Source organism: Streptomyces sp. NPDC003691 (assembly GCF_053981115.1).
In genome coordinates this window covers 18,477-42,674 of sequence record NZ_JBSFNQ010000053.1, presented here as the reverse complement: position 1 = coordinate 42,674, position 24,198 = coordinate 18,477, and the positions used below count along the sequence as shown (strand labels likewise).

Below are 24,198 nucleotides of genomic sequence, written 5' to 3'. Positions count from 1 at the left end.
GGGTGCTGGACACAGGGGCTCCTAGGTCTCCGGGCGGGATGGGGTGCGCCCGGAACGGTCACAGGAAGGGGCGGAGCGGCAGGGCTCAGACGTTCGCTTGCCTGCGCAGGGGCAGCAGGGCCACGGCGCCGAGACAGACACCGGCGGCGATGACATAGGCGGCGGCCCGGATTCCGTCCAGCAGTTCGGCGGACGTCAGGCCGGGGCTGCCGGTGCCGCCCACGGCCACCAGGACGGCTAGGCCCACGGCGCCGCCCACCTGCAGCGTGGTCGAGGCGAGACCCGAGGCGATGCCCTGGTCCTGGGCGGGGATACCGGTCGAGGCCATGATCCACATGCCGGTCCAGGTGGCCCCCTGACCCAGGCTGATCAGGACGATCCCCGGCAGCAGCCGGGCGTAGGAGCCGTCGGAGCTGAACGCGAGGGCGAGAAGGAGGGCGCCGGTGGCGCCGGTCGCCATACCGGCCAGCAGCATGGTGCGTACGCCCAGGGCGGCCACGCCCTTCTCGCCGACCTTGGTCCCGGCGGCCACCACGAGGGCCGGTACCAGGAAGGCGGCTCCGGTGGCCATGGCGCTGTAGCCGTGCACTGTCTGGAAGTAGAGGGTGAGGAAGAACGGCAGCGAGCTGAAGGTGGCGCTGAACAGCGCGGTGAGCGCCATGGCGCCGAGCAGGCCGCGGTGGCGGAACAGATGTCCCGGTGTCAGCGGGGCACGGGTCCGGGCCTCGACGGCGGCGAACAGGGCCAGTGAGACGACGGAGAGAACCGCGCAGATCAGCACGGTGCGGCTGGTCCAGCCGGCCTCCGGTGCGTGGATCAGGACGAAGACGAGCAGGGTGATGCCCGTGGTGGCGGTCAGGGCGCCCGGGAGGTCGAAGGTCCGCTCACGGGGCAGGGGGCCGTCGGCGGGAAAGAGTATCCATCCGGCCAGGGCGATGGCACCGGCCAGGGGGACGTTGACGAGGAACACCGCGGGCCAGCCGAAGGCGGCGACGAGTACTCCGCCGAGCAGCGAGCCGAAGCAGAGCCCGCCGGCCCCGGCGGCGCCCCAGGCGGCCAGTGCCCGGTTCCGTACCGGGCCTTCCTCGTAGAGCGTGTTGATCAGGGAGAGGGCGGCCGGGAACAGCAGTGAACCGCCGATGCCCTGTACCGCGCGCACCGCGATCAGCACACCCGCCGACTCCGACAGCCCGCCCACCAGTGACGAGACCGCGTACAGCAGCGCGGCGACGACGAATATCCGGCGCCGGCCCAGCAGATCGGTGGCCCGCCCGCCGAGGAGCAGGAACCCTCCGGTGGTCACCACGTAGGCGCTGACCACCCACTGGAGGTCCTGGCCCGAGAAGCCGAGCGAGTCGCCGATCTCGGGGAGGGCCACGTACACGATGCTGAAGTCGAGCGAGATGACCAGTTGTGCCGCTGCGAGGACCAGGAGCGGCAACCCGAGGCGCCTACGGGACGGAGCGGATGGCGCATTCATTGCAGGCATTGCTGAACGTTTCCCCCTAGAAATCCGCCTGCTGGAACAGGGCGGTGGTCACTCCGGGAGCTTGGCTCACCGGCCGCGTCCGCCACAAGCACTCTCCTGCTGATTTCGGACTGGCTTGCGAATGGGTTGTGAAGATCGTTCACTTCTTCATGGGGGGCACACCATTCGGGCTGGTGGCTCGTGCAACCGGAGCCGGAACATGTCGGGTGAGCAGGGGAGTTGAGTTCCCGAAGGGGTGCCGCAGGCATATGCTGACGGCCTGGTGATGGTTTCCTTAATCAACAAGTCGGTTGGCGGGTTCTGCTGGTTCCGGCCTTCTCGGTCGAATCTCGACACGTCGCGGATGGCTGGTTTTAGTACCCTGATAATCCCCTTAGATCCGCCTTGGATATCGTTCTCGGCGCTCCCGGGTTCGTTATCGGGAAAGAGCTGGAAAACTCTTATTGATAGAGAGTCGGATGGTGGGGCCGGTTGGTTCCCGGCGATCTGGAAGTTTTTTGTCACACCCCCGGGTCGGGCCATAGCTCGTGTACCCCCCTACCGTATGTGTGCATGGAGAAGTCGAAACGCGGTCTTTTTGTGCCGCCCGCCTTACTGGGGTTCGTTGTTCTGCTCGTGGCACTGACCGGGCTGTCCTACGCCGCAGGTCGCATGGCAGGTCCGGTGGCCCCGGGCATGCACCGCACCGAACCGGGGTCCGGGGGACCGCAGGAGCCGGGTATGCCGGGGATGCACGGCCTCGGTCCGGCCGCACAGCAGACCGGGGTGAGCCGATGACCACCGCCGATCACCGTGATACGGCCGCCGACGGGCCCGGCACCACCGATCTGCTGGTCGGCGGGATGACCTGCGCCGCGTGCGTGGGCAGGGTGGAGAAGAAGCTGGGCCGGGTGGCGGGGGTGACGGCGACGGTCAATCTGGCCACCGGGCTGGCCCGGGTCTCGCACCCCGCGTCGGTCAGCCCCGAGCAGCTCGTCTCCGTTGTGGAGAGCGCCGGTTACACCGCCGAACTCCCGCCGCCGCCCGAGGAGCAGCACACCGGGGCGGACCGGGAACAGCGGACGGCGGGCGCCGACCGGGTCCGGCTGCTGGTCACGGCCCTTCTGTCGGTGCCCGTACTCGTGCTCTCCATGGTTCCCGGCCTGCAGTTCACCTACTGGCAGTGGTTCTGCTTCGCCCTGGCCGTCCCCGTGGTGTGGTGGAGTTCCTGGCCGTTCCACGAGCGGGCGCTGAAGGGGCTGCGGCATGCCACGGCGACCATGGACACCCTGGTCTCCCTCGGGGTGCTGGCCTCCTTCGCCTGGTCCACGTACGCCCTGCTCTTCGGCGGCGCGGGCGAGCCCGGCATGCGCATGCCGTTCAGCCTGGTGCCCGAGGCGGGCGGCGCCGGGGCGCATCTGTACCTGGAAGCGGCCGTGAGCGTACCGCTGTTCGTCCTGGCCGGCCGCTACCTGGAGGAACGCGCCAAACAGGGCACCGGATCGGCCCTGCGGGCGCTCGCCGAACTCGGCGCCAAGGACGTCGAACTGAAGGACGAGGGCGCGGAAGGGGCCGGGGCCGGTGGCCGGCGGATCCCCGTCGCCGAACTCCGGGTCGGACAGGAGTTCCTGGTCAGGCCGGGCGAGAAGGTCGCCACGGACGGCGTGGTCACCGACGGCAGTTCGGCCCTGGACCTGTCACTGGTGACCGGCGAGAGCGTGCCCGTGGAGGTCGGGCCGGGCTCGGCCGTGGTCGGCAGCGCCGTCAACGCCGGCGGACTGCTGGTGATCCGGGCCACGGCGGTCGGCGCCGACACCCAGCTCGCGCGCATCACCAAGCTGGTGACCGACGCCCAGGCCGGCAAGGCCCGTATCCAGCGGCTGGCCGACGCCGTCGCGGAGGTCTTCGTCCCCGCGATCGTCACCGTGGCCTGCACGGTCCTCGGGTTCTGGCTCGGCGCCGGGGCGGATTCCTCGGCGGCCGTGACCGCCGCGGTCGCCGTTCTCGTCGTCGCCTGCCCCTGTGCGCTGGGCCTGGCCACCCCGACCGCCTTCATGGCCGCCACCGGCCGGGGCGCCCAGCTCGGTGTGCTGCTCCGCGGCCCGGAGGCGCTGGAGCGGCTGCGGCACATCGACACGGTCGTCTTCGACAAGACCGGCACCCTGACCACGGGCCGGATGACGCTCGCCGCGACGACGGTGGTTGCCGGAGAGGACGCGGGCCGGATCCTCCGGCTCGCCGGTGCGGTCGAGTACGGCTCCGAGCACCCCATCGGCCGGGCCGTCGCCGCCGCCGCCCGCCAGGCCGCGGACGGCGGACGCCTGCCGCAGGTGACCGGCTTCCAGGCGGTGCCGGGGTCCGGCGTACGGGGCCGGGTGGACGGCTCCGAGGTCGCCGTGGGCCGCCCGCGGCCCGGCGTCCGGCTCCCGGACGTCCTGCGGCGGGCCATGGACGAGGCCCATGCCGCGGCCCGTACCGCGGTGGTCGTCGAGAAGGACGGCAGCCCGGTCGGCGTCCTCACGGTCGGCGACACCCTGCGGCCCTCCAGCTACGCCGCCGTACGCAATCTGCGGAAGCTGGGCATCGAACCGATCCTGGTGACCGGCGACGGCCCGGCCGCCGCGGCGGCGGTGGCCGCGCAGGTCGGCATCGAGGAGGTGCATGCCGAGATCACCCCGGAGGGGAAGAGCGCCATCGTCGCGCAGCTGCGGGACGAAGGGCTCCGGGTGGCGGTCATCGGCGACGGGGTCAACGACGCCGCCGCCCTGGCCTCCGCCGATCTGGGCATTGCGATGGGCGGCGGCACCGACGCCGCGATCGGCGCCGCCGACATCACCCTCGTACGCGAGGACATGCAGGCCGTGGTGGCCGCCGTCCAGCTCACCCGCCGCACGCTGACCACCATCCGCGCCAACCTCGCCTGGGCCTTCGGCTACAACGTCGTCACCGTGCCGCTTGCGGCCACCGGCTGGCTCAACCCGATGTTCGCCGCCGTGGCGATGTCCGCCAGCTCCGTGATCGTGGTCGCCAACAGCCTGCGGCTGCGGGCCTACGCGCCGCCCGGCGGCGGCTACCGCTCCGGCGCGTCCGCCACCGGCCGGGGCGGTCCGGCCGCGCCCTCCGGCGACGGCGCTTCCGCCCCGTACCTGAAGGAGATCCGATGAGCGCCGACGCCTCCGGCGGACCGTCCGAACCCCCCGCGCCGCCCTGGCGCCGGGCGGCCTCGGGCGCGCTGAACGCCGCCTATGTACCCGTGGTCACCTGTGTGACCTCGCTGATGCTGCTGATGGCCTACACCACCACGGGCGCGGCGGGTGAACCGCCGGCCAGGATCAGCGTCGCCAACGCCCGGATCTTCGTGCCGCCCAACTCCGAGACCACGGCGGCCTTCTTCGACATCACCAACTCCGGGGCATCCGACGACGTCCTGACGTCCGTGTCCTCGCCCGAACTGGACGACACCATGCTCGGGCGGCGGGTCACGGAGGACGGAGCGGGGCGCATGGAGCCGCTCGACGCCCTCACGATCCCGGCGGGCAGCCGGGTGAAGATGACCCCGTACGACGTCGATGTGATGGTCATGGACCCCCCGGAGCTGAAAGCCGGGGACAAGGTCCGCTTCGAGCTGTGGTTCCGCGGCTCGGGCCGGGTGACCGTCGACGCGGTGACGGTGCCCGTGGGCCTGTGACGGGGGAGGGGCCGCAGGCCCCTCCCCCTCGGCCGTTGTTGCTCCCTAGCCCATCAGCTTGCGGATCTCGGTGATGGCCGTGACCAGCGCCTTGCGCTCGGGAACGGTCGTCTCCGGGTGCCACAGGTCGACGAGCAGGCAGGTCCGCGGTCGGGTCCCGCGGTTCCATGCCTCGTGCTCGAAGGAGTAGTCGAAGAGCAGGCACTTGCCCTCCTCCCACGACCGGGTCTCGCCCGCGACCGTGATACCGCAGTCCTCCGGGATGTCGACCGGCAGATGCAGGTTGATGCTGAAGTTCCACAGATCGCAGTGGGGGGCGATCGCCGCGCCGGGCAGCAGGGTCGAGAAGTGGCACTCCAGCAGGGGGCAGAGCACCCCGGTGTCGACGGCCTCCTCCTGGATGATCCGGAAGGCGGTCGGCACCGGCTCGGCGGACTCGGTCACCGGAGCGCCGTCACGGAAGAGATAGAGAGCCTGCCAGTCCGACTGGCGCGTCAGGTAGTGCTCGTAATCGGAGAACGCCTTGCGCCGGTCCGCCCAGGCCGTCTCCAGCTCCTTCTTGATGGTGTCGTGCCCGGCTTCGAGCGCGTGCACCACGGGCGCCAGCTCGGGATGGCCGTACGGGTCGTGCCAGGGCTGCTGGGAAATCCCCGGCAGGATCCACTTGGCCCCCTTCTGCAACGGGTGGCGGTCCTTCTTTCCCGCCGCCAGCATCTCCTCGACCCGGGCGATCGAATCCGATCCGTACTCACTCCTGATGGCGGCGAAGGCGGCGTCTATCTCCGGGGTCATCGAATCTCCAGGATTTCTAGCTTCATGTTCCATGCATACGGCTTGGAGGGTACCCAGGGCATACCCGTTCCGGGCCCGGGAAAGTGTGTGATCCGGCCGTTGCGGAGGCATGATCGGCGGCTTGGATGATGCGGTGCGCCGGTGATGCTTCCCGTATGCATGAATTCTCGATTTCGCCGGGAACCGGAGAGCCCGTCGGAACGACTTACTTGAGGTGAAGCCGTCGGCTTACGATGGCGCCCCGCCGCTCGCTCCGGGTAAGGAATGCGCCATGTCCCATCGGATCCCTCCGCTGCCGTTCGACGTCCCGTCGCTGATACCGGAGTTCGTCGGTCTGGAGCGGGAGACGACCCTGCTGTACCCGCGGAGCGGCGAGCCGGGCGTGCGGTCCAGTTCCATCGGCGGCCCCCTGCTGTGGCCCGCGGACGAGCCCTGGCCGGTGTGTGGTGAACCGGGTCACTGGAGACCGTCGCGGACCCCCACCGAAGTGGTCGGACCCGACCCGGTGGCGATGGTGCCGGTCGTACAGCTCTACGCACGGGACGTACCCGAACTGCCCTTCCCGGCGGGCACGGACGTGCTCCAGGTCCTGTGGTGCCCGCTGATCCACGACAGCTCCGGCTCCGTGCTTCCCAGGCTCTACTGGCGCAGTGAGCGGACGGTCGCCGAGGGGCGCACGCTGACGGACCCGCCGGTGCCGTACGAGTACGACGAGGAGTCCGTGCCCCGGCCCTGCACGGTGACGCCGACACGGGTGGTGGAGTACCCGGCGTGGGACATGCCTGACGGTCTCTCCCAGACGCTGGACGAACGGCTCGACCGGATCGAGGTGGAGTACGGCGACACCTTCTTCGATCTGGCCACCACCGCCATGAGCAAGGTCGGGGGCTATCCGGGCTGGCAGCAGCCGCCCGACTGGCCGGAGTGCCGCTGCGGCCGCCGCATGGACCATCTGCTGAGCGTCACCGCATCGGAACCGTGGGGGCGCTGGTGCCCGCTCGACGAGCACGAGGACGAGCGGGAGGACGGTGGCCCGGACCCCGACACCACCGGTCATGGCATGGTCCTCGGCGATTGCGGCGGGGTGTACCTCTTCGTCTGTACCGTATGCCCGGACCTGCCCTACGCGCACCGCTACGACTGCTGCTGAGCGAGCCGTCCGGACGGAGGGCGGCGTGCCCGGCGGGAAGCGGGCCGGGTGGGGCTCCTGCCGTGGAGCCCGCGAGGCCCGTGGGGTGCTACGGCACCACCGGTACCGGCAGCACGATCCGCTGGCCCGCGGGGCCCGTTGCGATGGTCAGATCCGGCCAGGCGGCCTCGTCGGCGCCGGGCGGCCAGCCGAGGTCGGGGTACGGCAGCGGGTCCCGCTGGCTCCGGACCCGCATGAACTCGACCCGGGCAGTGAAGCGGCCCGTCGCCCCGCCCGCGCCGTCGCCCGTCAGACGGGCCAGCAGGTCGTAGCCGAACGGGCTGTCCACCGGGGCGACCAGGACACCGCCCGGGGCGAGCTGGTCCAGCCAGGGGCGGGGGATCCGGCGGACCGACGCCGTGGACACGATCCGGTCGTACGGGCCGCCCGGCGGATGGCCGTGCTCCCCGTCGCCGGTCACGACGAGCGGGCTCAGCTCCAGCGCGGCCAGGCGCTCCCGGGCCCGGTCGGCCAGCGGCGGGTCGATCTCCACCGTGACCACGTTCTCCGCACCGGCCCGGGCCGCGAGGAGCGCCGTGGTGTAGCCGGTCCCCGTGCCCACCTCCAGCACCCGGTCACCGGGGCGCGGATCCAGATGGCGCAGCATCTCCACCACCACACCGCTGGACGAGATGCTGGAGGTGAAGGCGCCCGCCGCGGGACCGGTCGGCGGCACCCGCCCGTCGTCGAGCTGGGTGATCAGCGGCGCCCCCGGCAGATACACGGCCTCCAGCCAGGCCCGCGGCCGGACGGCCCGGTCGATCAGGCTGTGGAGCCCGTCCGCGCGGGGCGCCGGCCACCACACCCGGTCGGGCACGAAGTGCTCCCGCGGCACCGCCAGGAACGCCTCGCGCAGCCACCCGGCGCCGCCGAACCCGCGCGGGGTCCGGCTCATCTCCTCGGCGCAGCGCCTGCGCAGCGCTGCCGCGGACACCGTCATTCCGGTTGCCTACTCGTCTTCCTCGGCCCCGCCGCCGTCCGGTTCGGGCAGCGGATTCCCCGGATCCCCGGGGCTGGAGTACGGCCCCCCGACCTGGCCGTCGCCCGACTGCCGGTCGTCGCCGCGGACCACGGACCCCTTCACACCACGCACCTCGTCCTCCGTTCCTCGTCTGCCGGTACCGAACGGTGCCGCGCCCGTCGCGGCCGGGCGCGGGAGCCGGTGGTCCGGTGCCCGGCCGGTCGTGTGCGGCGGAGAGTACGACCGACAGCGTAGGACCCGGAACGGCCGTGCGGACGGCCCGCGGACGGAGCGCACGGGGCGCCGCGGGGGCGCTCGCGGGCACGCCCGGGCGCGGAGGACTCCGGTACGCGTCGGCCGTGCCGACGGCCGTCAGCCCCCTCGTACCGGCCGGTCGACGCTGCCCATCGCGCAGGTGCCGTAGCGGCCGCCCAGGAAGACGAGGGGTGGCTCGGGGCGGCCGGTGCCCAGGGCGTGTACCGAGCCGGTGACGAACCAGTGGTCGCCCGCCTCGGACTGCGTGTACAGCGTGCAGTCGACCCAGGCGACGGCGTCCGGGAGGACGGGGCAGCCGGACGGCGACCAGTCGTAGGGAATGTCCCAGCGCCGCGGCGAGGCGGCCGCGAACGCCTCGGAGACGTCCCGCTGCCCGGCGCTCAGCACATTGACGCAGAACCGGCCCGACGCCCGGATCCGGGGCCAGGTGGACGAGGTGCGCGCCGGGAGGAAGCCGACCAGGGGCGGGTCCAGGGAGACCGAGGTGAAGGTGCCCACGATCAGGCCGAGCGGGGGCGCCCCGGCCTCCTCCGCGGGGGCGGTGACCAGGGCGACTCCGGTCGGGCAGCGGCCCAGGACCGTACGGAAGTACCGGGCGGGACCCCCGCTCCCGGTCCCGCTGCCGGAGCCGGGACCTTCGGAGCGGGAGCCTTCGGAGCCGGAGGGCTCGGAACCGGGCATCACGGCGGGCCGGCCGGCGGGCTCAGGTCGAGTAGTCGGCGTTGAGCCGTACGTACCCCTCCGTGAGGTCGCAGCCGTAGGCCGTGAACCCGCCGGGGGAGCCGGTGCCGAGGTCGACCTGGAGGACCACCTCGTCGTTCTTGAGGTGCGCCGTGACGGCGGCCAGCCCGTCGGGGCCGGGGCGCACCGGATAGACCTCCTGGTCCCCGAAGCGGATCGTGACCCGCTCGGGGTGGATGTCGAGGTCGTCCTGGCACTTGCCGACCGCCATCGCCACCCGCCCCCAGTTGGGGTCGGCGCCGTGTACCGCGGTCTTCACCAGGGGGGAGTTCACCACGGCTTTGGCGACCCGCTTGGCCTGCGCGTTGTCCCGCGCTCCGGTCACCCGCACCTCGATGAGCTTGGTGGCGCCCTCGCCGTCCCGGGCGATGTCCTTGACCAGGTCCAGGGCGACGCCGTACAGCGCCTCCTCGAAACCGGCCGGGTCCACGGGACCGGCCAGACCGTTGGCGAGAACGGCCGCGGTATCGCTGGTGGAGGTGTCGGTGTCGATGCTCAGGGCGTTGAAGGTACGGTCCATCACCCGGCGGAAGACCTCGTCGAGTTCGGCCGGTTCGAGCCGGGCGTCCGTACAGAAGAAGGTGAGCAGCGTCGCCATATCGGGCTCCAGCATGCCGACGCCCTTGGCGATACCGACCACCGTTGCCGCGCCGCACCGCGCGCGCCGGATCTTGGGGCGGGTGTCGGTCGTCATGATGGCCGTCGCCGCGGCGTCGAAGTCCGCCGCGGGGAACGGCCAGCTCAGCGAAGCGAGATGGGCGCGCAGGTGCTCCATCGGATAGCGGTGGCCGATGATGCCCGTGGACGCGATCAGGACCTCGTTCTCGTCCGCCCCGATCAGCGCGGCGACCTGCCGGCGTACCTCTTCGGCGTCCTTGCGGCCCTCCTCGCCGGTCGCCACGTTCGCGTTGCCGGACACGACGACGACGCCGCGGGCGGTACGTCCGGCGACCGCTTCCCGGCTGAGCAGGACGCTGGGCCCGGCGAACCGGGAGCGGGTGAACACCGCGCTCGCCGTCGCGGGCACCTCCGAGGCGATCACGGTGAAGTCCGGTTGGGCGTCCTTGACCCCCGCCCTGCCGTGGTGGACGAGGAAGCCTTGCGGAGCGGAGGCGTACATCGGAACGGTGTTTCCCTTCCCGGGTCGCTGGAACGAGCCGCGGCAGCCGGCGGAGGCCGTGGCTCACGGAGACTGCGGCACGCGCCGGTGAGCGGAGCAGTGGGCTGCCGATGCCGTCCGCCGGACACGGTCGCACACCTCGCTTGTCCGCCGCCGCACGTTTCGCTTGAACTCGCTTGAACGGGGGACTGCCGGGGACGGCGGCGGCCGTGCCCGGCGCGGCCCCCGCGTCCCGGGCGGGCCGCTGGACGGCGGCCCGGTGCAAGGCGGCGGTCCACCCCGCTGCAAGCTCCGGTCGGCACTGTGGACAGTGGCCGCCGACCGGCATCCCGGCTCCGGCTCCCGCCGGACACCCGGCGCGGGTCCCGTCCGTTCCGCCGCAGAAGGAGTTGCCATGTCCCGTGTCTCCACCGGTCCCGCAGCCAGCCCGACCACCGCGCACGCCCTGCTGCGCCGCCTCCACGACCACGGGGTGCGGACCGTGTTCGGGGTGGTCGGCCGCGAGGCCGCGTCGATTCTCTTCGACGAGGTGGAGGGCGTGGACTTCGTACTGACCCGGCACGAGTTCACCGCCGGTGTCGCGGCCGACGTACTCGCCCGGATCACCGGCCGCCCGCAGGCCTGCTGGGCCACCCTGGGCCCCGGTATGACCAATCTCGCCACCGGCGTCGCCACCTCGGCCCTGGACCGCTCGCCGGTGCTCGCGCTCGCCGCCCAGTCCGAATCGCACGACATCTTCCCCAACGACACCCACCAGTGCCTCGACTCGGTCTCCGTGATGCGCCCGATGACCAAGTACGCAGCCGAACTCCAGCGCCCCGAGGAGATCACCGACCTGGTGGACTCCGCGATGGCCGCGGCGATGACCGAACCCGTCGGCCCCAGCTTCATCTCCCTCCCGGTCGACCTCCTCGGCAGCGAGACCGCCCCCGCCGCGGCTTCGGTGCCCCGGCCCCGGACCCCCGCCCGGCCGCACGGCGCCGTCGAGGAGAACTGGCACGAGGGCGCCGACCGGGCGGCCGGACTCCTCGGCGAGGCCCGCCGGCCGGTGCTGGTCGTGGGCGCCGCCGCGATCCGGTCCGGCGCCGTACCCGCGATCCGCGAACTCGCCGAGCGGCTGCGGATCCCCGTCATCACCACGTACATCGCCAAGGGCGTACTGCCGCACGGCCACGAGCTGAACTACGGCGCCGTCACCGGCTACATGGACGGCATCCTGTCCTACCCCGCCCTGGACGCCCTCTTCGGCCCCGCCGACCTGATCCTCACCCTCGGCTACGACTACGCCGAGGACCTGCGCCCCTCGATGTGGCGGCGCGGCGACGGGAAGACCACCGTCCGGGTCTCGCCCACGGTCAACCCCGTACCCCGGGTCTACCGGCCCGACCTCGACATCGTCACCGACGTCCGGGCCTTCACCGAGCACCTCGACCGGCAGACCGCCGGACTGGCCCCGAAGACCCCCCACGACATCGCCCCGCTGCGGGAACGGATCGCCGAACTCCTCTCCGACCCCACCGCGTACGACGACGGCATGCGCGTCCACCAGGTGATGGACTCCATGAACACCGTCATGGCCGAGGCCGCGGCACCGGGCGAGGGCACGATCGTCTCCGACATCGGATTCTTCCGCCACTACGGAGTCCTCTTCGCCCGGGCCGACCAGCCCTACGGCTTTCTGACCTCCGCGGGCTGCTCCAGCTTCGGCTACGGCATCCCGGCCGCCATCGGCGCCGCGCTCGCCCGCCCCGGCCAGCCCACCTTCCTCATCGCGGGCGACGGCGGCTTCCACTCCAACAGCGCCGACCTGGAGACCATCGCCCGGCTCAACCTCCCCGTCGTCACGGTCGTCGTCAACAACGACGCCAACGGCCTGATCGAGCTGTACCAGAACATCGGACACCACCGCTCCCACGGCCCCGCGGTGAAGTTCACCGGGGTCGACTTCACCGCGCTCGCCCGCGCCAACGGAGTCGAGGCGGCCCGGGCGACCGACCGGGAGGAGCTGCTCGCCGCCCTCCGCAAGGGCGCCGGTCTCGGCCGGCCGTTCCTCGTCGAGGTCCCGGTGAACTACGACTTCCGGCCCGGCGGCTTCGGCGCCCTGAGCATCTGAGCCATGACCCCGGACCTCCCCGCCGCCACCGGCCTGCTCGCCGCGGTCCGCACCGACGGCGGCCCGCTCCCCGAACCCGTCTTCGCCGCCCTCGGCTCCCGGGCCCACCACCACGAGGAGACCGCCGGACGGACCCTGCGCGCGGTCCTGCTGCACTCCGGAGCCCCCGACGCGGCCTGCGCCCGCTCCGGCGACCGGACCCTGCTGCTCGCCGGAGAGCTGTACAACCGCGACGAACTCCTCCGGCTGCTGCCCGCCCGCACCCCGGACGCCGGTGACGCCTCGCTGGTGCTGGCCCTCTACGAACGGTACGGAGTCCATGTCTTCCGGCTCCTCAACGGCCGGTTCGCCGCGGTCCTGGCCGACTCGGCCCGGGCCGTACTCGCCACCGACCACGCGGGCTCGGTACCGCTGTACGTCTCCGCGGCACCCGGCCGGGTGCTGGCCGCAACCGAGGCCAAGGCACTGCCGGCCGGACCGCCGGGACGGCCCCTGCCCGCCGCCCGCACGCCGGGCCGGCGGCCCGGGACCCGCCAGATCCCGGCCGGCACCGTCCTGGACATCGACGTCACCACCGCCGTCTGCACCGCACACCGCACCTGGACGCCCCCGCTGGCCCGCCGGATCCTCCCCGAGGACGAGGCCGCCGCCACCGTACGCCGGGCACTGGAACACGCCGTGCGGGTCCGCACCGGCAGCGGCACCCCCTTGGTGGTGCTCTCCGGCGGAATCGACTCCTCCGCCGTGGCGGCGCTGGCCGCACGCCGCTCGGCCGGACCCCTCGACACCGTCTCCATGGGCACCGACGAGGCCGACGAGTTCCCCCAGGCACGCACCGTCGCCCGGCATATCGGCTCCGCACACCGCGAGATCACCGTCCCGGCCGCCGAACTGCTGGCCCGGCTCCCGCACACGGTCTGGGCCGCCGAATGCGCCGACCCGGACATCGTCGAGTACCTCCTCCCCCTGACCGCCCTCTACCGGCGCATCGGCGGTCCGGGCCGCCGCATCCTCACCGGCTACGGAGCCGACATCCCGCTCGGCGGGATGCACCGCGAGGACCGGCTGCCCCGGCTCGACACCGCCGTCTGCCACGACATGGACACCTTCGACGGCCTCAACGAGATGACCCCGGTGCTCTCCGCGGCCGCCGGCCACTGGACCACCCACCCGTACTGGGACCGCGAGGTCCTCGACGTCCTGGTAGCGCTGGAGGCCGGACTCAAACGCCGCCACGGCCGCGACAAATGGGTCCTGCGCGCCGCCATGGCCGACGCCCTGCCGCACGAGACCGTCGTCCGGCCCAAACTCGGCGTCCACGAAGGGTCGGGCACCACCTCGGCCTTCACCCGCCTGCTCACCGGCGCCGGAGTCCCGCCCGGCCGGGTGCGCCGGGCCAAGCGGCTCGTCGTCCGGAGGATGTACGACCTCGTCGTCGCCGAGGGCCGGCACCCCGACGAGGTGACGACCGACGAGGTGGTGGCGGAGATCGCCGACCGCCCCACCGCGCGGCGGAGCCGCGTATGACCGCCGCGGACCGCCCGGCGACCGCCCCGCCGGGCGACGGCACGACACCCCGGAACACATCCGCAGAACCAGGGAGGGAACGGACCGTGGAACGCGTCGACACCACCGTCTCGCCTCGCTACGCCCAGATCCCCACCTTTATGCGCCTGCCGTACGACCCCGAGCCCCGCGGCCGGGACGTCGTGGTCGTCGGCGCCCCCTACGACGGCGGCACCAGCTACCGCCCCGGCGCCCGCTTCGGCCCCCGCGCCGTACGCAACGAATCCGGCCTGATCCACGGGGTCGGCATCGACCGCGGCCCCGGCACCTTCGAACTCATCGACTGCGCCGACGCCGGCGATATCGACCTGACCCCGTTCAACATGCATATCGCCATGGCCACCGCCGAGGAGAGGCTCGGCGCGCTGCTCGCCCACAACGCCGCCTTCCTGATGATCGGCGGCGACCACTCGCTGACGCTGGCCGGACTGCGCGCCACCGCCGCCGCGCACGGCCCGCTGGCCGTACTGCACCTGGACGCCCACTCCGACACCAACCCCGCCTTCTACGGCGGCGAGTACCACCACGGCACACCCTTCCGGCACGCCATCGACGAGAAGCTCGTCGACCCCCGGCGCATGGTGCAGATCGGCATCAGGGGCCACAACCCGCGGCCCGACTCCCTCGACTACGCCCGCGGCCACGGCGTCCGGATCGTCACTTCCGACGAATTCTGCGCCCTCGGCCCCGAGGACGCCCGGGCGCTCGTCCGCTCCTACGTCGGCGACGGACCCGTCTACGTCTCGGTGGACATCGATGTCGTGGACCCGGCCTTCGCCCCCGGCACCGGCACCCCCGCGCCCGGCGGCCCCACCTCCCGCGAGGTGCTCGCCCTGCTCCGCTGCGTCGGCGACCTCCGTCCGGTCGGCTTCGACGTCATGGAGGTCTCGCCCCCCTACGACCACGGCGGCATCACCTCCGTCCTGGCCACCGAGATCGGCGCGGAGCTGCTGTACCAGTACGCCCGCGCGCGCACCCGAGAAAGGAACACCCCATGACCGTCCTCGACTGTTCCCCGCACGCCGGGGCCCTGCGGACCCTGGCCGCGGGACTGCCCCGGATCCCCCGCCACGACCTGTACGGCTTCCTCGAAGCCGCCGGTACGGCGGCCGCCGCGCTGCCCGGCCCGGTCGCGGCCGCACTCGACGACTTCCGCGACCACGGCGACCTGAGCGGCTACCTCCTGCTGCGCGGGCTGCCCGTGGAGGACGACGACGCCCTGCCGCCCACCCCCGACAGCACCCCCGCCCCGGTGGACCGGCCGCTGCTGAACCAGGAGGCGATGCTCGCGATCACCGGCCGCCGACTCGGACTGCACACCGGCTACCGGGAGCTGCGCGCCGCCACCGTCTACCACGACGTCTACCCGTCGCCCGGCGCGCACCACCTCTCCTCCGAGACCTCCGAAACGCTCCTGGAGTTCCATACGGAGATGGCCTACCACATGCTCCAGCCGAACTATGTGATGCTCGCCTGCTCCCGGGCCGACCACGAGCGCAAGGCGGCCACCCTGGTCGGCTCGGTCCGCAGGGCGCTGCCGCTGCTCTCCGACCGGACCCGGGCCCGGCTCTTCGACCGGCCCGTGCCCTGCGGGGTGGACGTCGCCTTCCGCGGCGGGGTCGAGGACCCCGGGGCCATCGCCAGGGTCAAGCCCCTGTACGGGGACCCCGCCGACCCGTTCCTCGGCTACGACCGGGAGCTGCTGGCCCCCGTCGATCCCGCCGACGCCGAAGCCGTCGAAGCGCTCTCCAAGGCCCTCGACGAAGTACGGGAGGCCGTCCACCTGGTCCCCGGCGACGTCCTGGTCGTGGACAACTTCCGGACGACCCACGCCCGTACGCCCTTCGTACCCCGCTGGGACGGGCGGGACCGGTGGCTGCACCGGGTGTACATCCGTACCGGGGGCCACGGGCAGCTGTCCGGCGGCGAGCGGGCCGGCGACGTCGTGGACTTCGCGCCCCGCCGCTGACCGGGACCCGGGTGCGGCGCCCGCCGCACCCCGCCCCCCTGCCGAGGCCGGGTGCGGCACCCCCTGCGGAGGCCGGGTTTCCGGTGGTCTCAGCCCCGGTACTCCATGGCCATGACGCCCCAGCTGAACCCCAGGGCGCTGGTGGCGTGGAGCACCAGGTCACCGCGCCGCAGTTCGCCGCGGGAGATCAGCTCCCGCATCGCGATCAGGGTGTCGGCGTTGCCCATGTGCCCCAGCCGGTCGTAGAGGAAGACGCTCTTCTCACGGGGGACGCCCAGCTTCCGCAAAAGCTGCTCGTGGATGTACCGGTTGCCGTGGGTCACCAGCAGCCGGCCGATGTCCGTGACATCCCGGCCGACGGCGGCGAGGACCTCCGCGGTGAGCGCGGCGAAGTTCTCCAGATAGGCGTCGCCGAGGCCGTCCCGGCGGCCCCGGCGGCGTACCACGATCCGGTCGCCCTCGCGGACCCCCGTGTAGTAGTCGCACCAGCTCGGGTCGGTGCGCATCCGGGAGGCCAGCACCTCGGCGAGCGGCGCGGCCCCCGAGACCAGGATCGCGCCCGCCGCGTCGCCGTTGTTGAACAGTTCCTTCGCGGTGGGTTCGGCATAGTCCAGCATGGTGCTGATCCGGTCCCCGATCAGCACCAGCGCATATCCCCCGGGGTCCGTCCCGACCCGGTCGCAGGCCAGCTGTACGGCGGCCGTCACGGCGTTGCAGTAGTTCGCCACCTCGAAGCAGAACGCCCGCTCGATCCCGAGTTCATGGGCCACCTTGCCCGCGGGGGACCAGAACGGGACCTCCCACTCGCCGGTGCCCGCGTAGATCACGGTGCGGACGGCCGACGGCGGCAGCCCGGACCGCGCCAGTACCGTGCGGGCGGCGTCCAGGGCGAGTTCCCACTCCCGCTCGCCGGGCGCCAGTACGGGGATGTCGGCGCATGTCGTGATCGCGCGCACGTCCTCGTCCGGCAGCCCGGACCGTTCGGCCATCTCCCGGACGCTGATCCGCGCCGAGGGCAGCGCGAGCTCGAAGTCGGCGATCCCGGCCATCGGTCACCTCGTTCCTTCGTTCCTTGTTCGGTGGAACCGGCGCGGCCGGCCAGGACAGGGCCTAGCTGAAGAACAGCGGCTTGCCGGTGTAGTAGTCGACGACCGCCTCGCCCATGCTCGCCCGCGACGGGGGGTGGAAGACGAGGGCCTGCGCGGCCGAGGCGAGGAGGGCGATCCGGGGGGAGGTCACAAAGGCCATGCCGCCCAGCAGCTCCACGGCCCGGCGGACGGTCTCGCCGATGATGTCCTGGACGGAGTACCGGGTGAACAGGGCGGCCGCGGCACAGTCGTTGCCGAGTTCGCCGTCCGTGATCCGCCGGGCGACCCCCTCCACCAGGGCCGCCGCCGATTCGATCAGCAGACAGAGCCGGGCCCGCTCCGCCGCCGATCCGCGCCGGTCCCCCAGGACCTGCCGGACCAGCGCGCTGGCCACCCCGGTGTACGAGGCCGCGATGATCATCTGGAACCAGGTGACGCCCGCCTCGTTGAGCTGGTCCAGCCGCTCCGCCGCGTCCGCGGGCGCGCGCAGGATGTGCTCGTCGGTGGCGAACACCTCGGTGAGACGGACCTCGTGGCTCTCCGCGGCGGCCAGCGGGAAGGTCGACCAGAAGTCGTGCACGGAGATGCCCGGGGTGTCCGCGGGCAGCACCAGCAGACCCATCCCGGTGCCGCCGTCCCGTCCGCGTACGGCGACGCTCGCGGTGAGCAGGTCCATCGAGCGGGACAGACTGCACGGTTTCTTGGCGCCGCTGACGAGATAGCCGCCGGTGGTCTCCCGGGCCTCGACGGTCGGGCTGAGGATCCCGTGCCCCGAGCGGCCCTCCGCGTAACCCGAGGCGATCAGCGACCGGTTGGCCGCCACCGAGTCGAGTACCGAGGTGCGGATGGTGCTGCCGCCGGCGCAGAGCGGGCCGACGGAGAACAGCACACCGACCGAGAAGTGGTGCATCGCGGTCGCCACCGCCAGGGACGGTGCCAGCGACCCCAGCGCCCGGATCACCCGGACCGCCTCCAGCGCGGAGGCGCCGAGCCCGCCGTGGTCGCGGGGGATCAGGAGATTGGTGCCGCCGTACTCCTTGAACAGCGAGAGCGCGGGGCTCTCCGGGGATTCCAGCCGCTCGAAGGGCACGTCGGCGAGGCGGTCGGCCAGGCCGGGGAGAAGCCGTTCGCAGACGTCGAGGTCGGGTTGAAGGAACTTCACGCTCTCTCGTATCTCTCTTCCGGTGTCGTTCCGGGTCCGGGTCCGGGTCCGGGTCCGGGTTCGGGCCCGCCGCCGGTTCCGGTGCCGGAGGGGGACGGTTCCGGGGGTCCGGGACCGGCGCCGGGACGGCCCGTGCGGCGGGTACCCGGGCGGTACGGCTCAGTTGCCGACGAGCCGCATCAGCCCCGGCGGGTAGCGGTCGCCGTGGACGGACCCGGCGGGTACCGCGGCCGCCACGGCCGCCAGGTCCGCCGCCGTGAGCCGGGCCGCCGCGGCCGCGAGGTTCTCCGCCAGATGGTCCCGGCGGCCGGTGCCCGGGATCGGCAGCACGTCGTCGCCCTGGTGGAGCAGCCAGGCCAGGGCGAGCTGGGCGGGGGTCAGCCCGTGCCGCCCGGCGAGAGGCCGCAGGGCCGCCACGATCCCCTGGTTCCGGCGCAGCGCGGGTTCCGCGAAACGGGGCAGTCCGTGCCGGAAGTCCTCCGCCGGGCCGAGGTCGGCGGCCGAGCCGATCCGGCCGGTCAGAAAGCCGCGCCCGAGCGGGCAGGACGCGATGATGCCGATGCCCAGCTCCCGGCAGACCGGCAGCACCCCGGACTCGATGTCCCGGCTCCAGAGCGACCATTCGCTCTGAACGGCGGTGACGGGGTGTACCGCGTGCGCCCGGCGGACGGTCTCCGCCGACACCTCGGACAGACAGAGCCGGCGGACCTTCCCCTCGGCGATCAGCTCCGCCACGGCACCGACCGCCTCCTCGATCCGTTCGCCGGGAGCCGCCCAGTGCTTGACGTAGAAGTCCAGATGGTCGACGCCGAGCCGGCGCAGCGAGCCGTGGCAGCGCTCCCGGATATAGGCCCGGTCGCCGCGGACGCCCAGGAAGTTCCCCGCCCGGTCGCGCTCCAGACCGACCTTGGTGGAGATCAGCACCCGGTCCCGCCGCCCCCTGACGGCCCTGCCGAGCAGTCGCTCCCCCTCCCCGAGCCCCTGGACGTCCGCGGTGTCCAGCAGGACGACGCCCCGGTCGACGGCCCGGTGCACGGTGGCCACCGCCTCGGCGGGGTCGGCCCGAGCGTAGAAGGAGGTCATGCTGAGACAGCCGAGCCCCGGTGCGGGGACCTCCAGACCGGCGAGCCGGCGCACCGGCAGCGGCCGGCCGTCGTCCTTCCTCATGGGTTCTGTCGCTCCTTGCGGCGGGGTGGGCAGGGTGGGCGGGGGACGGCCTTCGGGCGGCGCGGGAGTCACCAGGTGTCGAGGTGCAGCACCCGGTCCAGCGGTAGCCGCGGGGCGGGCCTGAAGTCCGTTCCCACGGAGTACGCCGTGGGGATCAGCGCCGCCTGGAGGACGCCGTCCGGCAGGCCGAGTACCTCGGCGACCTCCTTCTCGTACATCAGATGCAGGGTGGTCCAGGCCGTCCCGAGCCGGCGGGCCCTGGCGGCCAGCATGTAGCTCCACGCGGCCTGGATGATGGAGCCCCACTTGCCGGCCTCGTTGTACTCCGGGGTCTCGCTGACATCGAGACAGGGCACGACCAGGACGGGCACCCGGTCCATGTGCTCGCCGAGGTACTCCACGCCCGCGCCGATGCGGCGCTGCACCGCATGGCGCTCGGGATCCTCGGGGAACAGCGATCCGCAGGTGCCCTCGGACCGCAGGTAGGCCCGTACCGCGCGGCGGTAGTAGCCGCCGATCGCGGCGCGCTGCGCGGCGTCCGTGACGACGATCCAGTGCCAGCTCTGCCGGTTGCTGCCGGACGGCGCCTGGAGGGCGATGTCGAGGCACTCCCGGATCAGCTCCAGGGGCACCGGCCGGTTCAGGTCGAGCCGGCGGCGTACGGAACGGGTGGTGGTGAGGAGTTCGTCGGGGGTGAGGTCCAGGGTCGGCACGGGGCGGTCCTCCGGTGCTGGGCGGGATACGGCCTGGGGCTGCGGCTCTACCGGACGGCGACGGTGCTACCGGACGGCGGCGGCTCCACTACACGGGCGACGGCTCTACTGCACGGCGGCGCCGCTACCGCACGGCGGCGGCCGCCGGGCGGATCCTGCCGTCGGGGTCCGTGCGGGAGAGGACCGCGAGCAGTCCGTCGGCCAGTTCGTCCGCCGCCGCCCGGTCCAGGACCAGCGGCGGATTGACGAGCAGGGCACGGGGATTGCCGCGGAGCAGGATGCCCGCGTCCTCCCGCAGGGCCCGGGCCACCGGCGCCGTACCGGTGGGCAGCGGGGTCCTGGTCTCCCGGTCGGCGGCCAGTTCGATGCCCAGCATCAGACCGATCCGGCGGATGTCGCCGACGACCGGGAGGTCGAGGAGCGGCGCCAGCCGTTCGCCCAGGTAGCCACCGGTCGTCACCGCGTTGTCGAGGAGCTTCTCCCGTTCGATGAGGTCGAGGTTGGCCAGCGCGACCGCGCAGGCCGTGGGGTGCCCGGTGTAGGTGAACCCGATGGGGAAGCCCGTGGCGCCGGTGACCGTGTCGGCGACGTCCGTGGTGACCAGCACCGCTCCGTGCGGGACATAGCCGGAGGTGAGGCCCTTCGCGGTGACCAGCAGATCGGGCCGTACCCCGAAGTGTTCGGCCGCAAACCAGTGCCCGGTGCGGCCGTAGGCCGTGACCACCTCGTCGAGGATCAGCAGGATGCCGTGGGAGCGGAGCAGTTCGGCGACCCGGGGCCAGTAGTCCGGGGGCGGGACGACCGCGCCACCGACGCTCATGACCGGTTCGCCGATCATCGCCGCGATCCGGCCCGGGCCGATCCGCTCGATGGTCTCCCGCAGTTCGCGGAGACAGAACTCGGTGACGTCGCCGCCCCCGTGGTCGGCGGCCCGGTACGGGTCCGGCGGCGTGAGGTGGTGGACGTGCGGCAGCAGGGGGCCGAAGCCCTCGTGCTGCACCGGGAGGCCCGAGACGCTGCCGGCGCCGTAGGCGATGCCGTGGTAGGCCGTCCGGCGCGACAGGATCCAGGTCCGCTCGGGCTCGCCCCGCCGGTGGTGGTAGAAGCGGGCCATCCGCAGGGCGATCTCGTTGCCCTCCGCCCCGCCGCTGGTGAAGAACACCCGGTCCAGACCGGCCGGGGCGAGATCCGTCAGCCGTACGGCCAGTTCCACGGCCTTGTCGTTGGTCATGGACTCCCAGAGGTGGAAGCACTCCAGGGTGCCCATCTGGGCCGCGGCGGCCGCCACGATCTCGCTCCGGCCGTGGCCCACCTGCACCATCCCGAGTACCGCCGCGGCGTCCAGATAACGCCGCCCGGTACTGTCGCGGACATAGCATCCGCGGCCCTCGACCATGACGGTGCGCTCCGCCACGGCGGCGGGCAGATTGGGGTGGACGAGCCGGTCGCGGTCGGCCCGGACCCAACGGTCCGTCCGGTCGGGGCCGGGGGGCGGTGCCGCCGGTTCTGTGAGCATGCGCGAGCTCCTTTGCGGAAGGTCCTGCGGCGCGCCGGAAGGCCCGTGGCGCGCCCGCGCCCGTCCGGCGAACGGCCCCGCGGGGCGCGGGTGTCCGCGGTGGCGCCCGGACGACTGCCGGATGCCGGGCAGTCTCGCAAGCACGGGTTGCCGCCCGCTGGCGCCGCGGGGGCAGGCGCCGTCAAGCGGTCTGCAAGCGGTCTGCCCGCCGGGCCGGGTCAGCCCGTGGCCAGCACCCCGGGGGCCGCGGCGGGGGCCGCGGGCTGCAGCGCGTTGTCCATGCCGTAGCAGACCGCCTCCCGGACCAGCGGATGGGTGAACCGCAGCAGTCCGGGCCCGGCGGGGTCGCTGCGCAGCAGCCCGCCGTGGACGGCCATCAGCAGGCATTCGGGGGGAATGCCCTCCCGGCGCATCACGGCCTCCACCGCGTCCCGTTCGCAGACGCCCTCCACGACCGCGCAGATACCGAGCACCCGCCGGACGCCCGCGGGGACACCGGACAGCCGCTGGAGCACCACCCCGGCCAGTTCGTCCGGGATCTCCGCCTCCCAGGTCCGGGGCCGCCCGGGTACGAGCGAGCGGAGAAGGTGGACCAGGAAGTACGGATTGCCCGCCGAGCGGCTGTGCAGGGTCCGGACCAGGAGCGGATCCGGGGTCCGGCCCAGGACTCCCCGGGCGAGTTCCGTGGTGACCCTCAGATCCAGGGTGGTCAGCCGGAGGCTGAGGGCGTCCGCCGACTGGAGCACCACGGCGGCGGCCCGCCGCAGCCCGGCGTCGTACGAGAGCTGGAAGGCCCGGGTGGTGACCACGAGGAGCAGCGGGACGGTGCGCAGATGCTCCGTGACGAAGCGCAGCAGGGCGAGTGAGGGGGCGTCCGCGCGGTGCATGTCCTCCAGCACGATCACCGTGGGCTCCCGTACGGTCCGCAGCAGCGCCTGGCAGACGGCGTCGTGCAGGGTGAAACGTGCACTCCGGGAGGACGGGTGCGCGCCCGGCGCGGGGTCGCGGGCACCGGGCGGCTCGGGGGCGACTTCGGGCAGCAGCCGGGCGAGCGGCCGGCGCAGCCGTACGGGGAGCCGGCGCAGGCGCTCCGGCCGGAGCGCGTACAGATTCCGCAACAGGGTCGTCCAGGGCCAGTAGTCGGGCCGGTCCTCGCTCTCCGAACACGATGCCCAGACGGTGGGCACCCCGGCCGGCACCGAACGTTCCAGCTCCGCGAGGAGACGGGTTTTGCCGCTGCCCGCCTCGCCCACGACGAGCACCGCCCGCCCGGAGCTTGCGAAGGCACCCGTCGCGGATTCCAGCAGCCGGCGCAGTTCGTCGTCGCGTCCGACGAACGGCGGGGGGCCGGGGACCGGGCGGGCGGGTCTGGTTCCCCGCGGGACCGGCCGGGCGGGGGCCGGGGCCTGCGCCACCCGGACGGACGGCGGCCGGTGGATCACTACGGGCCCGGGGGCGGCGACGGCCACCGGGCCGGGGCCCGCGGCCGGAGCCGGCCGCGCCGGGGCGGCCGCGCACGCGGGGTCCAGCCCGGTGTCCTGGCGGAGGATCGCCGCGTGCAGCGCGGCCAGCTCCCGCCCGGGGTCGGTACCGAGTTCCTCGGCGAGGACACCCCGGGTCTCCTCGTACGTCCTGAGCGCGTCCGCCTGGCAGCCCAGCCGGTACTGGGCCTGCATCAGCCGGCCGATCAGCCGCTCGCGCAGCGGATTGCGCTCCGCCTCGGGCTTCAGCCGGTGCACGACCTCCTCGTCGCGCCCCAGTTCCAGACAGCAGCGCGCCCAGGTCTCCACCGCGCCGAGCCGGACCTGTTCCAGCCGGTTGGCCTCCTGGAGGGCGAAGTCGTACGCGCTCAGCTCCTCGTAGGGCGTACCGCTCCAGTGGAACAGGGCCCGGCACAGCACGGTGTACGCCTCCTGATGGCGCTCCTGGCGCGACAGCCGGGCGCCCAGCTCGGCGGCCCGCTCGAAGCGGTGGGCGTCGGTGTGCTCACCGGCCAGCCCGAGGGTGTAACCGGGCTGCCGGTAGCGGAGCGCGGGTGTGGAGCCGTCGGGCAGGACACAGCCGCCGAGGAGTCTGCGCAGCCGCGACACATAGGACTGCAGGGTCGCCACGGCGGCGCCGGGCGGCGCGTCGCCCCAGATCCGGTCCACCAGGGATTCGACCGGCACCACACTGCCCGCGTTGATGAGCAGCAGGGCGAAGACGGCGCGCTGGCGCGGCGGGCCCAGCTCGACCCGCCGGCCGCCGGCGCGAACGGCCAGCCGGCCCAGAACGGTGATGGAAGGGGGCGGGCCCGAGCCCCCGGGGAGGTCGGGGCGGGCCTCGCAACTCGACTCGTGCACGGTGTTTCCGATCGTCGGTTCATGGCCGGTGGGGTGCGGCCGGGGTGGTGCCGCGCGGCGACCGGCGGCGGTCCGGTGCTCGGTAGGCGAGCGGGGGCCGGACGCCCTCCGGGGCCTTTGGTGCCCTTCATTCCCCCCGGCCCGCGGCATGCGGCAGCGGCGCCGGGCCGGTCTGGCCCGGCCGAAGCGAATCCCCGTGGCCGACGGCGCGCGGCCGACGCGCACGGCGCGCGAGGGGTGGGGTACGGCGCGCACTCCGGGGAGGGAGTGCGGGCCGGTGCGCAGGAGTACGGGCGCTGCCGTAGCCGTGGTGCCGCCCGCGTGGGC

Annotated in this window: 19 protein-coding genes; 7 read left to right on the top strand and 12 right to left on the bottom strand. The window is 73.2% G+C overall.

From position 1 onward, the window contains the following. Positions 1–85: 85 nt before the first annotated feature. Positions 86–1,480 carry an MFS transporter gene (locus tag ACWDR0_RS23425; RefSeq protein WP_456353694.1) on the bottom strand — a complete coding sequence of 465 codons (1,395 nt, stop codon included), beginning with the start codon at positions 1,478–1,480 and terminating at the stop codon, positions 86–88. A 782-nt stretch (positions 1,481–2,262) separates the two neighbouring features. Between ACWDR0_RS23425 and ACWDR0_RS23420 the strand changes: the two genes are divergently transcribed. Next, entirely contained in the window at positions 2,263–4,632 is a 2,370-nt protein-coding gene (locus ACWDR0_RS23420; protein ID WP_456353693.1) for a heavy metal translocating P-type ATPase, read from the top strand. After that, positions 4,629–5,156: a copper chaperone PCu(A)C gene (locus ACWDR0_RS23415; RefSeq protein WP_456353692.1), complete on the top strand. Its 528-nt coding sequence runs from the start codon at positions 4,629–4,631 to the stop codon at positions 5,154–5,156. Before ACWDR0_RS23420 ends, ACWDR0_RS23415 begins: the two co-directional genes overlap by 4 nt. A 45-nt stretch (positions 5,157–5,201) precedes the next feature. Here the strand turns inward: ACWDR0_RS23415 and ACWDR0_RS23410 are convergent, their stop codons facing one another. Beyond that, on the bottom strand, positions 5,202–5,948 hold the full coding sequence (locus ACWDR0_RS23410) for an aspartyl/asparaginyl beta-hydroxylase domain-containing protein (RefSeq protein ID WP_456353691.1): 747 nt from the start codon (positions 5,946–5,948) through the stop codon (positions 5,202–5,204). Between the two features lie 271 nt (positions 5,949–6,219). Here ACWDR0_RS23410 and ACWDR0_RS23405 point away from each other — a divergent pair, with 271 nt between their 5' ends. Further along, positions 6,220–7,098, top strand: a complete 879-nt coding sequence (locus tag ACWDR0_RS23405) for a hypothetical protein (RefSeq protein WP_456353690.1) — start codon at positions 6,220–6,222, stop codon at positions 7,096–7,098. Between the two features lie 88 nt (positions 7,099–7,186). On the opposite strand, the gene ACWDR0_RS23400 is transcribed toward ACWDR0_RS23405, so the two are convergent. The 4 genes from ACWDR0_RS23400 to argJ all read right to left on the bottom strand — a co-directional run bounded on the left by ACWDR0_RS23400 (position 7,187) and on the right by argJ (position 10,235). Then, on the bottom strand, positions 7,187–8,077 hold the full coding sequence (locus tag ACWDR0_RS23400; protein WP_456353689.1) for a methyltransferase domain-containing protein: 891 nt from the start codon (positions 8,075–8,077) through the stop codon (positions 7,187–7,189). A gap of 9 nt (positions 8,078–8,086) precedes the next feature. Further along, complete coding sequence (locus tag ACWDR0_RS23395) at positions 8,087–8,230, bottom strand: hypothetical protein (protein ID WP_456353688.1); 144 nt, start codon at positions 8,228–8,230, stop codon at positions 8,087–8,089. Between the two features lie 240 nt (positions 8,231–8,470). Continuing rightward, positions 8,471–9,055, bottom strand: coding sequence for a flavin reductase family protein (locus ACWDR0_RS23390; protein ID WP_456353687.1), 585 nt, complete (start codon positions 9,053–9,055; stop codon positions 8,471–8,473). Between the two features lie 22 nt (positions 9,056–9,077). Continuing rightward, positions 9,078–10,235, bottom strand: coding sequence for a bifunctional glutamate N-acetyltransferase/amino-acid acetyltransferase ArgJ (gene argJ / locus ACWDR0_RS23385; RefSeq protein WP_456353686.1), 1,158 nt, complete (start codon positions 10,233–10,235; stop codon positions 9,078–9,080). 394 nt (positions 10,236–10,629) lie between these two features. Here argJ and ACWDR0_RS23380 point away from each other — a divergent pair, with 394 nt between their 5' ends. The 4 genes from ACWDR0_RS23380 (at position 10,630) to cs1 (ending at position 15,883) form a co-directional block, all read left to right on the top strand. Then, positions 10,630–12,348, top strand: a complete 1,719-nt coding sequence (locus tag ACWDR0_RS23380) for a thiamine pyrophosphate-binding protein (RefSeq protein WP_456353685.1) — start codon at positions 10,630–10,632, stop codon at positions 12,346–12,348. A gap of 3 nt (positions 12,349–12,351) precedes the next feature. Further along, positions 12,352–13,875, top strand: a complete 1,524-nt coding sequence (locus tag ACWDR0_RS23375; protein WP_456353684.1) for an asparagine synthetase B family protein — start codon at positions 12,352–12,354, stop codon at positions 13,873–13,875. Between the two features lie 86 nt (positions 13,876–13,961). After that, positions 13,962–14,912: an agmatinase gene (gene speB, locus ACWDR0_RS23370; RefSeq protein WP_456353683.1), complete on the top strand. Its 951-nt coding sequence runs from the start codon at positions 13,962–13,964 to the stop codon at positions 14,910–14,912. Next, positions 14,909–15,883 (top strand): clavaminate synthase Cs1, encoded by a 975-nt coding sequence (cs1, locus tag ACWDR0_RS23365; RefSeq protein ID WP_456353682.1) that lies wholly within the window; start codon positions 14,909–14,911, stop codon positions 15,881–15,883. The genes speB and cs1 overlap by 4 nt, the downstream gene beginning before the upstream one ends. An 89-nt stretch (positions 15,884–15,972) precedes the next feature. Here cs1 and ACWDR0_RS23360 read toward each other — a convergent pair whose 3' ends face one another. From ACWDR0_RS23360 to ACWDR0_RS23335, 6 genes are all read right to left on the bottom strand, one after another. Further along, complete coding sequence (locus tag ACWDR0_RS23360) at positions 15,973–16,932, bottom strand: 3-oxoacyl-ACP synthase III family protein (protein ID WP_456353681.1); 960 nt, start codon at positions 16,930–16,932, stop codon at positions 15,973–15,975. Positions 16,933–16,993: 61 nt separating this feature from the next. Next, the gene (locus tag ACWDR0_RS23355; RefSeq protein WP_456353680.1) at positions 16,994–18,133 is read right to left on the bottom strand and encodes an acyl-CoA dehydrogenase; all 1,140 of its coding nucleotides are present in this window, start codon (positions 18,131–18,133) and stop codon (positions 16,994–16,996) included. Between the two features lie 159 nt (positions 18,134–18,292). Next, entirely contained in the window at positions 18,293–19,300 is a 1,008-nt protein-coding gene (locus tag ACWDR0_RS23350) for an aldo/keto reductase (RefSeq protein WP_456353679.1), read from the bottom strand. Between the two features lie 68 nt (positions 19,301–19,368). Next, positions 19,369–20,013 (bottom strand): nitroreductase family protein, encoded by a 645-nt coding sequence (locus ACWDR0_RS23345; protein ID WP_456353678.1) that lies wholly within the window; start codon positions 20,011–20,013, stop codon positions 19,369–19,371. Between the two features lie 124 nt (positions 20,014–20,137). Beyond that, a complete protein-coding gene (locus ACWDR0_RS23340) occupies positions 20,138–21,529 on the bottom strand; it encodes an aminotransferase family protein (RefSeq protein WP_456353677.1) in 1,392 nt (463 codons plus the stop codon). A 218-nt stretch (positions 21,530–21,747) separates the two neighbouring features. Continuing rightward, positions 21,748–23,871 (bottom strand): BTAD domain-containing putative transcriptional regulator, encoded by a 2,124-nt coding sequence (locus ACWDR0_RS23335; protein WP_456353676.1) that lies wholly within the window; start codon positions 23,869–23,871, stop codon positions 21,748–21,750. Positions 23,872–24,198 lie beyond the last annotated feature (327 nt).

Coding starts and splice junctions, on each gene's coding strand:
- cs1 (WP_456353682.1), top strand. CDS start 14,909: ATGACCGTCCTCGACTGTTCCCCGCACGCCGGGGCCCTGCGGACCCTG.
- ACWDR0_RS23340 (WP_456353677.1), bottom strand. CDS start 21,529: ATGCTCACAGAACCGGCGGCACCGCCCCCCGGCCCCGACCGGACGGAC.
- ACWDR0_RS23425 (WP_456353694.1), bottom strand. CDS start 1,480: ATGAATGCGCCATCCGCTCCGTCCCGTAGGCGCCTCGGGTTGCCGCTC.
- ACWDR0_RS23400 (WP_456353689.1), bottom strand. CDS start 8,077: ATGACGGTGTCCGCGGCAGCGCTGCGCAGGCGCTGCGCCGAGGAGATG.
- ACWDR0_RS23410 (WP_456353691.1), bottom strand. CDS start 5,948: ATGACCCCGGAGATAGACGCCGCCTTCGCCGCCATCAGGAGTGAGTAC.
- ACWDR0_RS23350 (WP_456353679.1), bottom strand. CDS start 19,300: ATGAGGAAGGACGACGGCCGGCCGCTGCCGGTGCGCCGGCTCGCCGGT.
- ACWDR0_RS23415 (WP_456353692.1), top strand. CDS start 4,629: ATGAGCGCCGACGCCTCCGGCGGACCGTCCGAACCCCCCGCGCCGCCC.
- argJ (WP_456353686.1), bottom strand. CDS start 10,235: ATGTACGCCTCCGCTCCGCAAGGCTTCCTCGTCCACCACGGCAGGGCG.
- ACWDR0_RS23420 (WP_456353693.1), top strand. CDS start 2,263: ATGACCACCGCCGATCACCGTGATACGGCCGCCGACGGGCCCGGCACC.
- ACWDR0_RS23380 (WP_456353685.1), top strand. CDS start 10,630: ATGTCCCGTGTCTCCACCGGTCCCGCAGCCAGCCCGACCACCGCGCAC.
- ACWDR0_RS23390 (WP_456353687.1), bottom strand. CDS start 9,055: ATGCCCGGTTCCGAGCCCTCCGGCTCCGAAGGCTCCCGCTCCGAAGGT.
- ACWDR0_RS23360 (WP_456353681.1), bottom strand. CDS start 16,932: ATGGCCGGGATCGCCGACTTCGAGCTCGCGCTGCCCTCGGCGCGGATC.
- ACWDR0_RS23375 (WP_456353684.1), top strand. CDS start 12,352: ATGACCCCGGACCTCCCCGCCGCCACCGGCCTGCTCGCCGCGGTCCGC.
- ACWDR0_RS23405 (WP_456353690.1), top strand. CDS start 6,220: ATGTCCCATCGGATCCCTCCGCTGCCGTTCGACGTCCCGTCGCTGATA.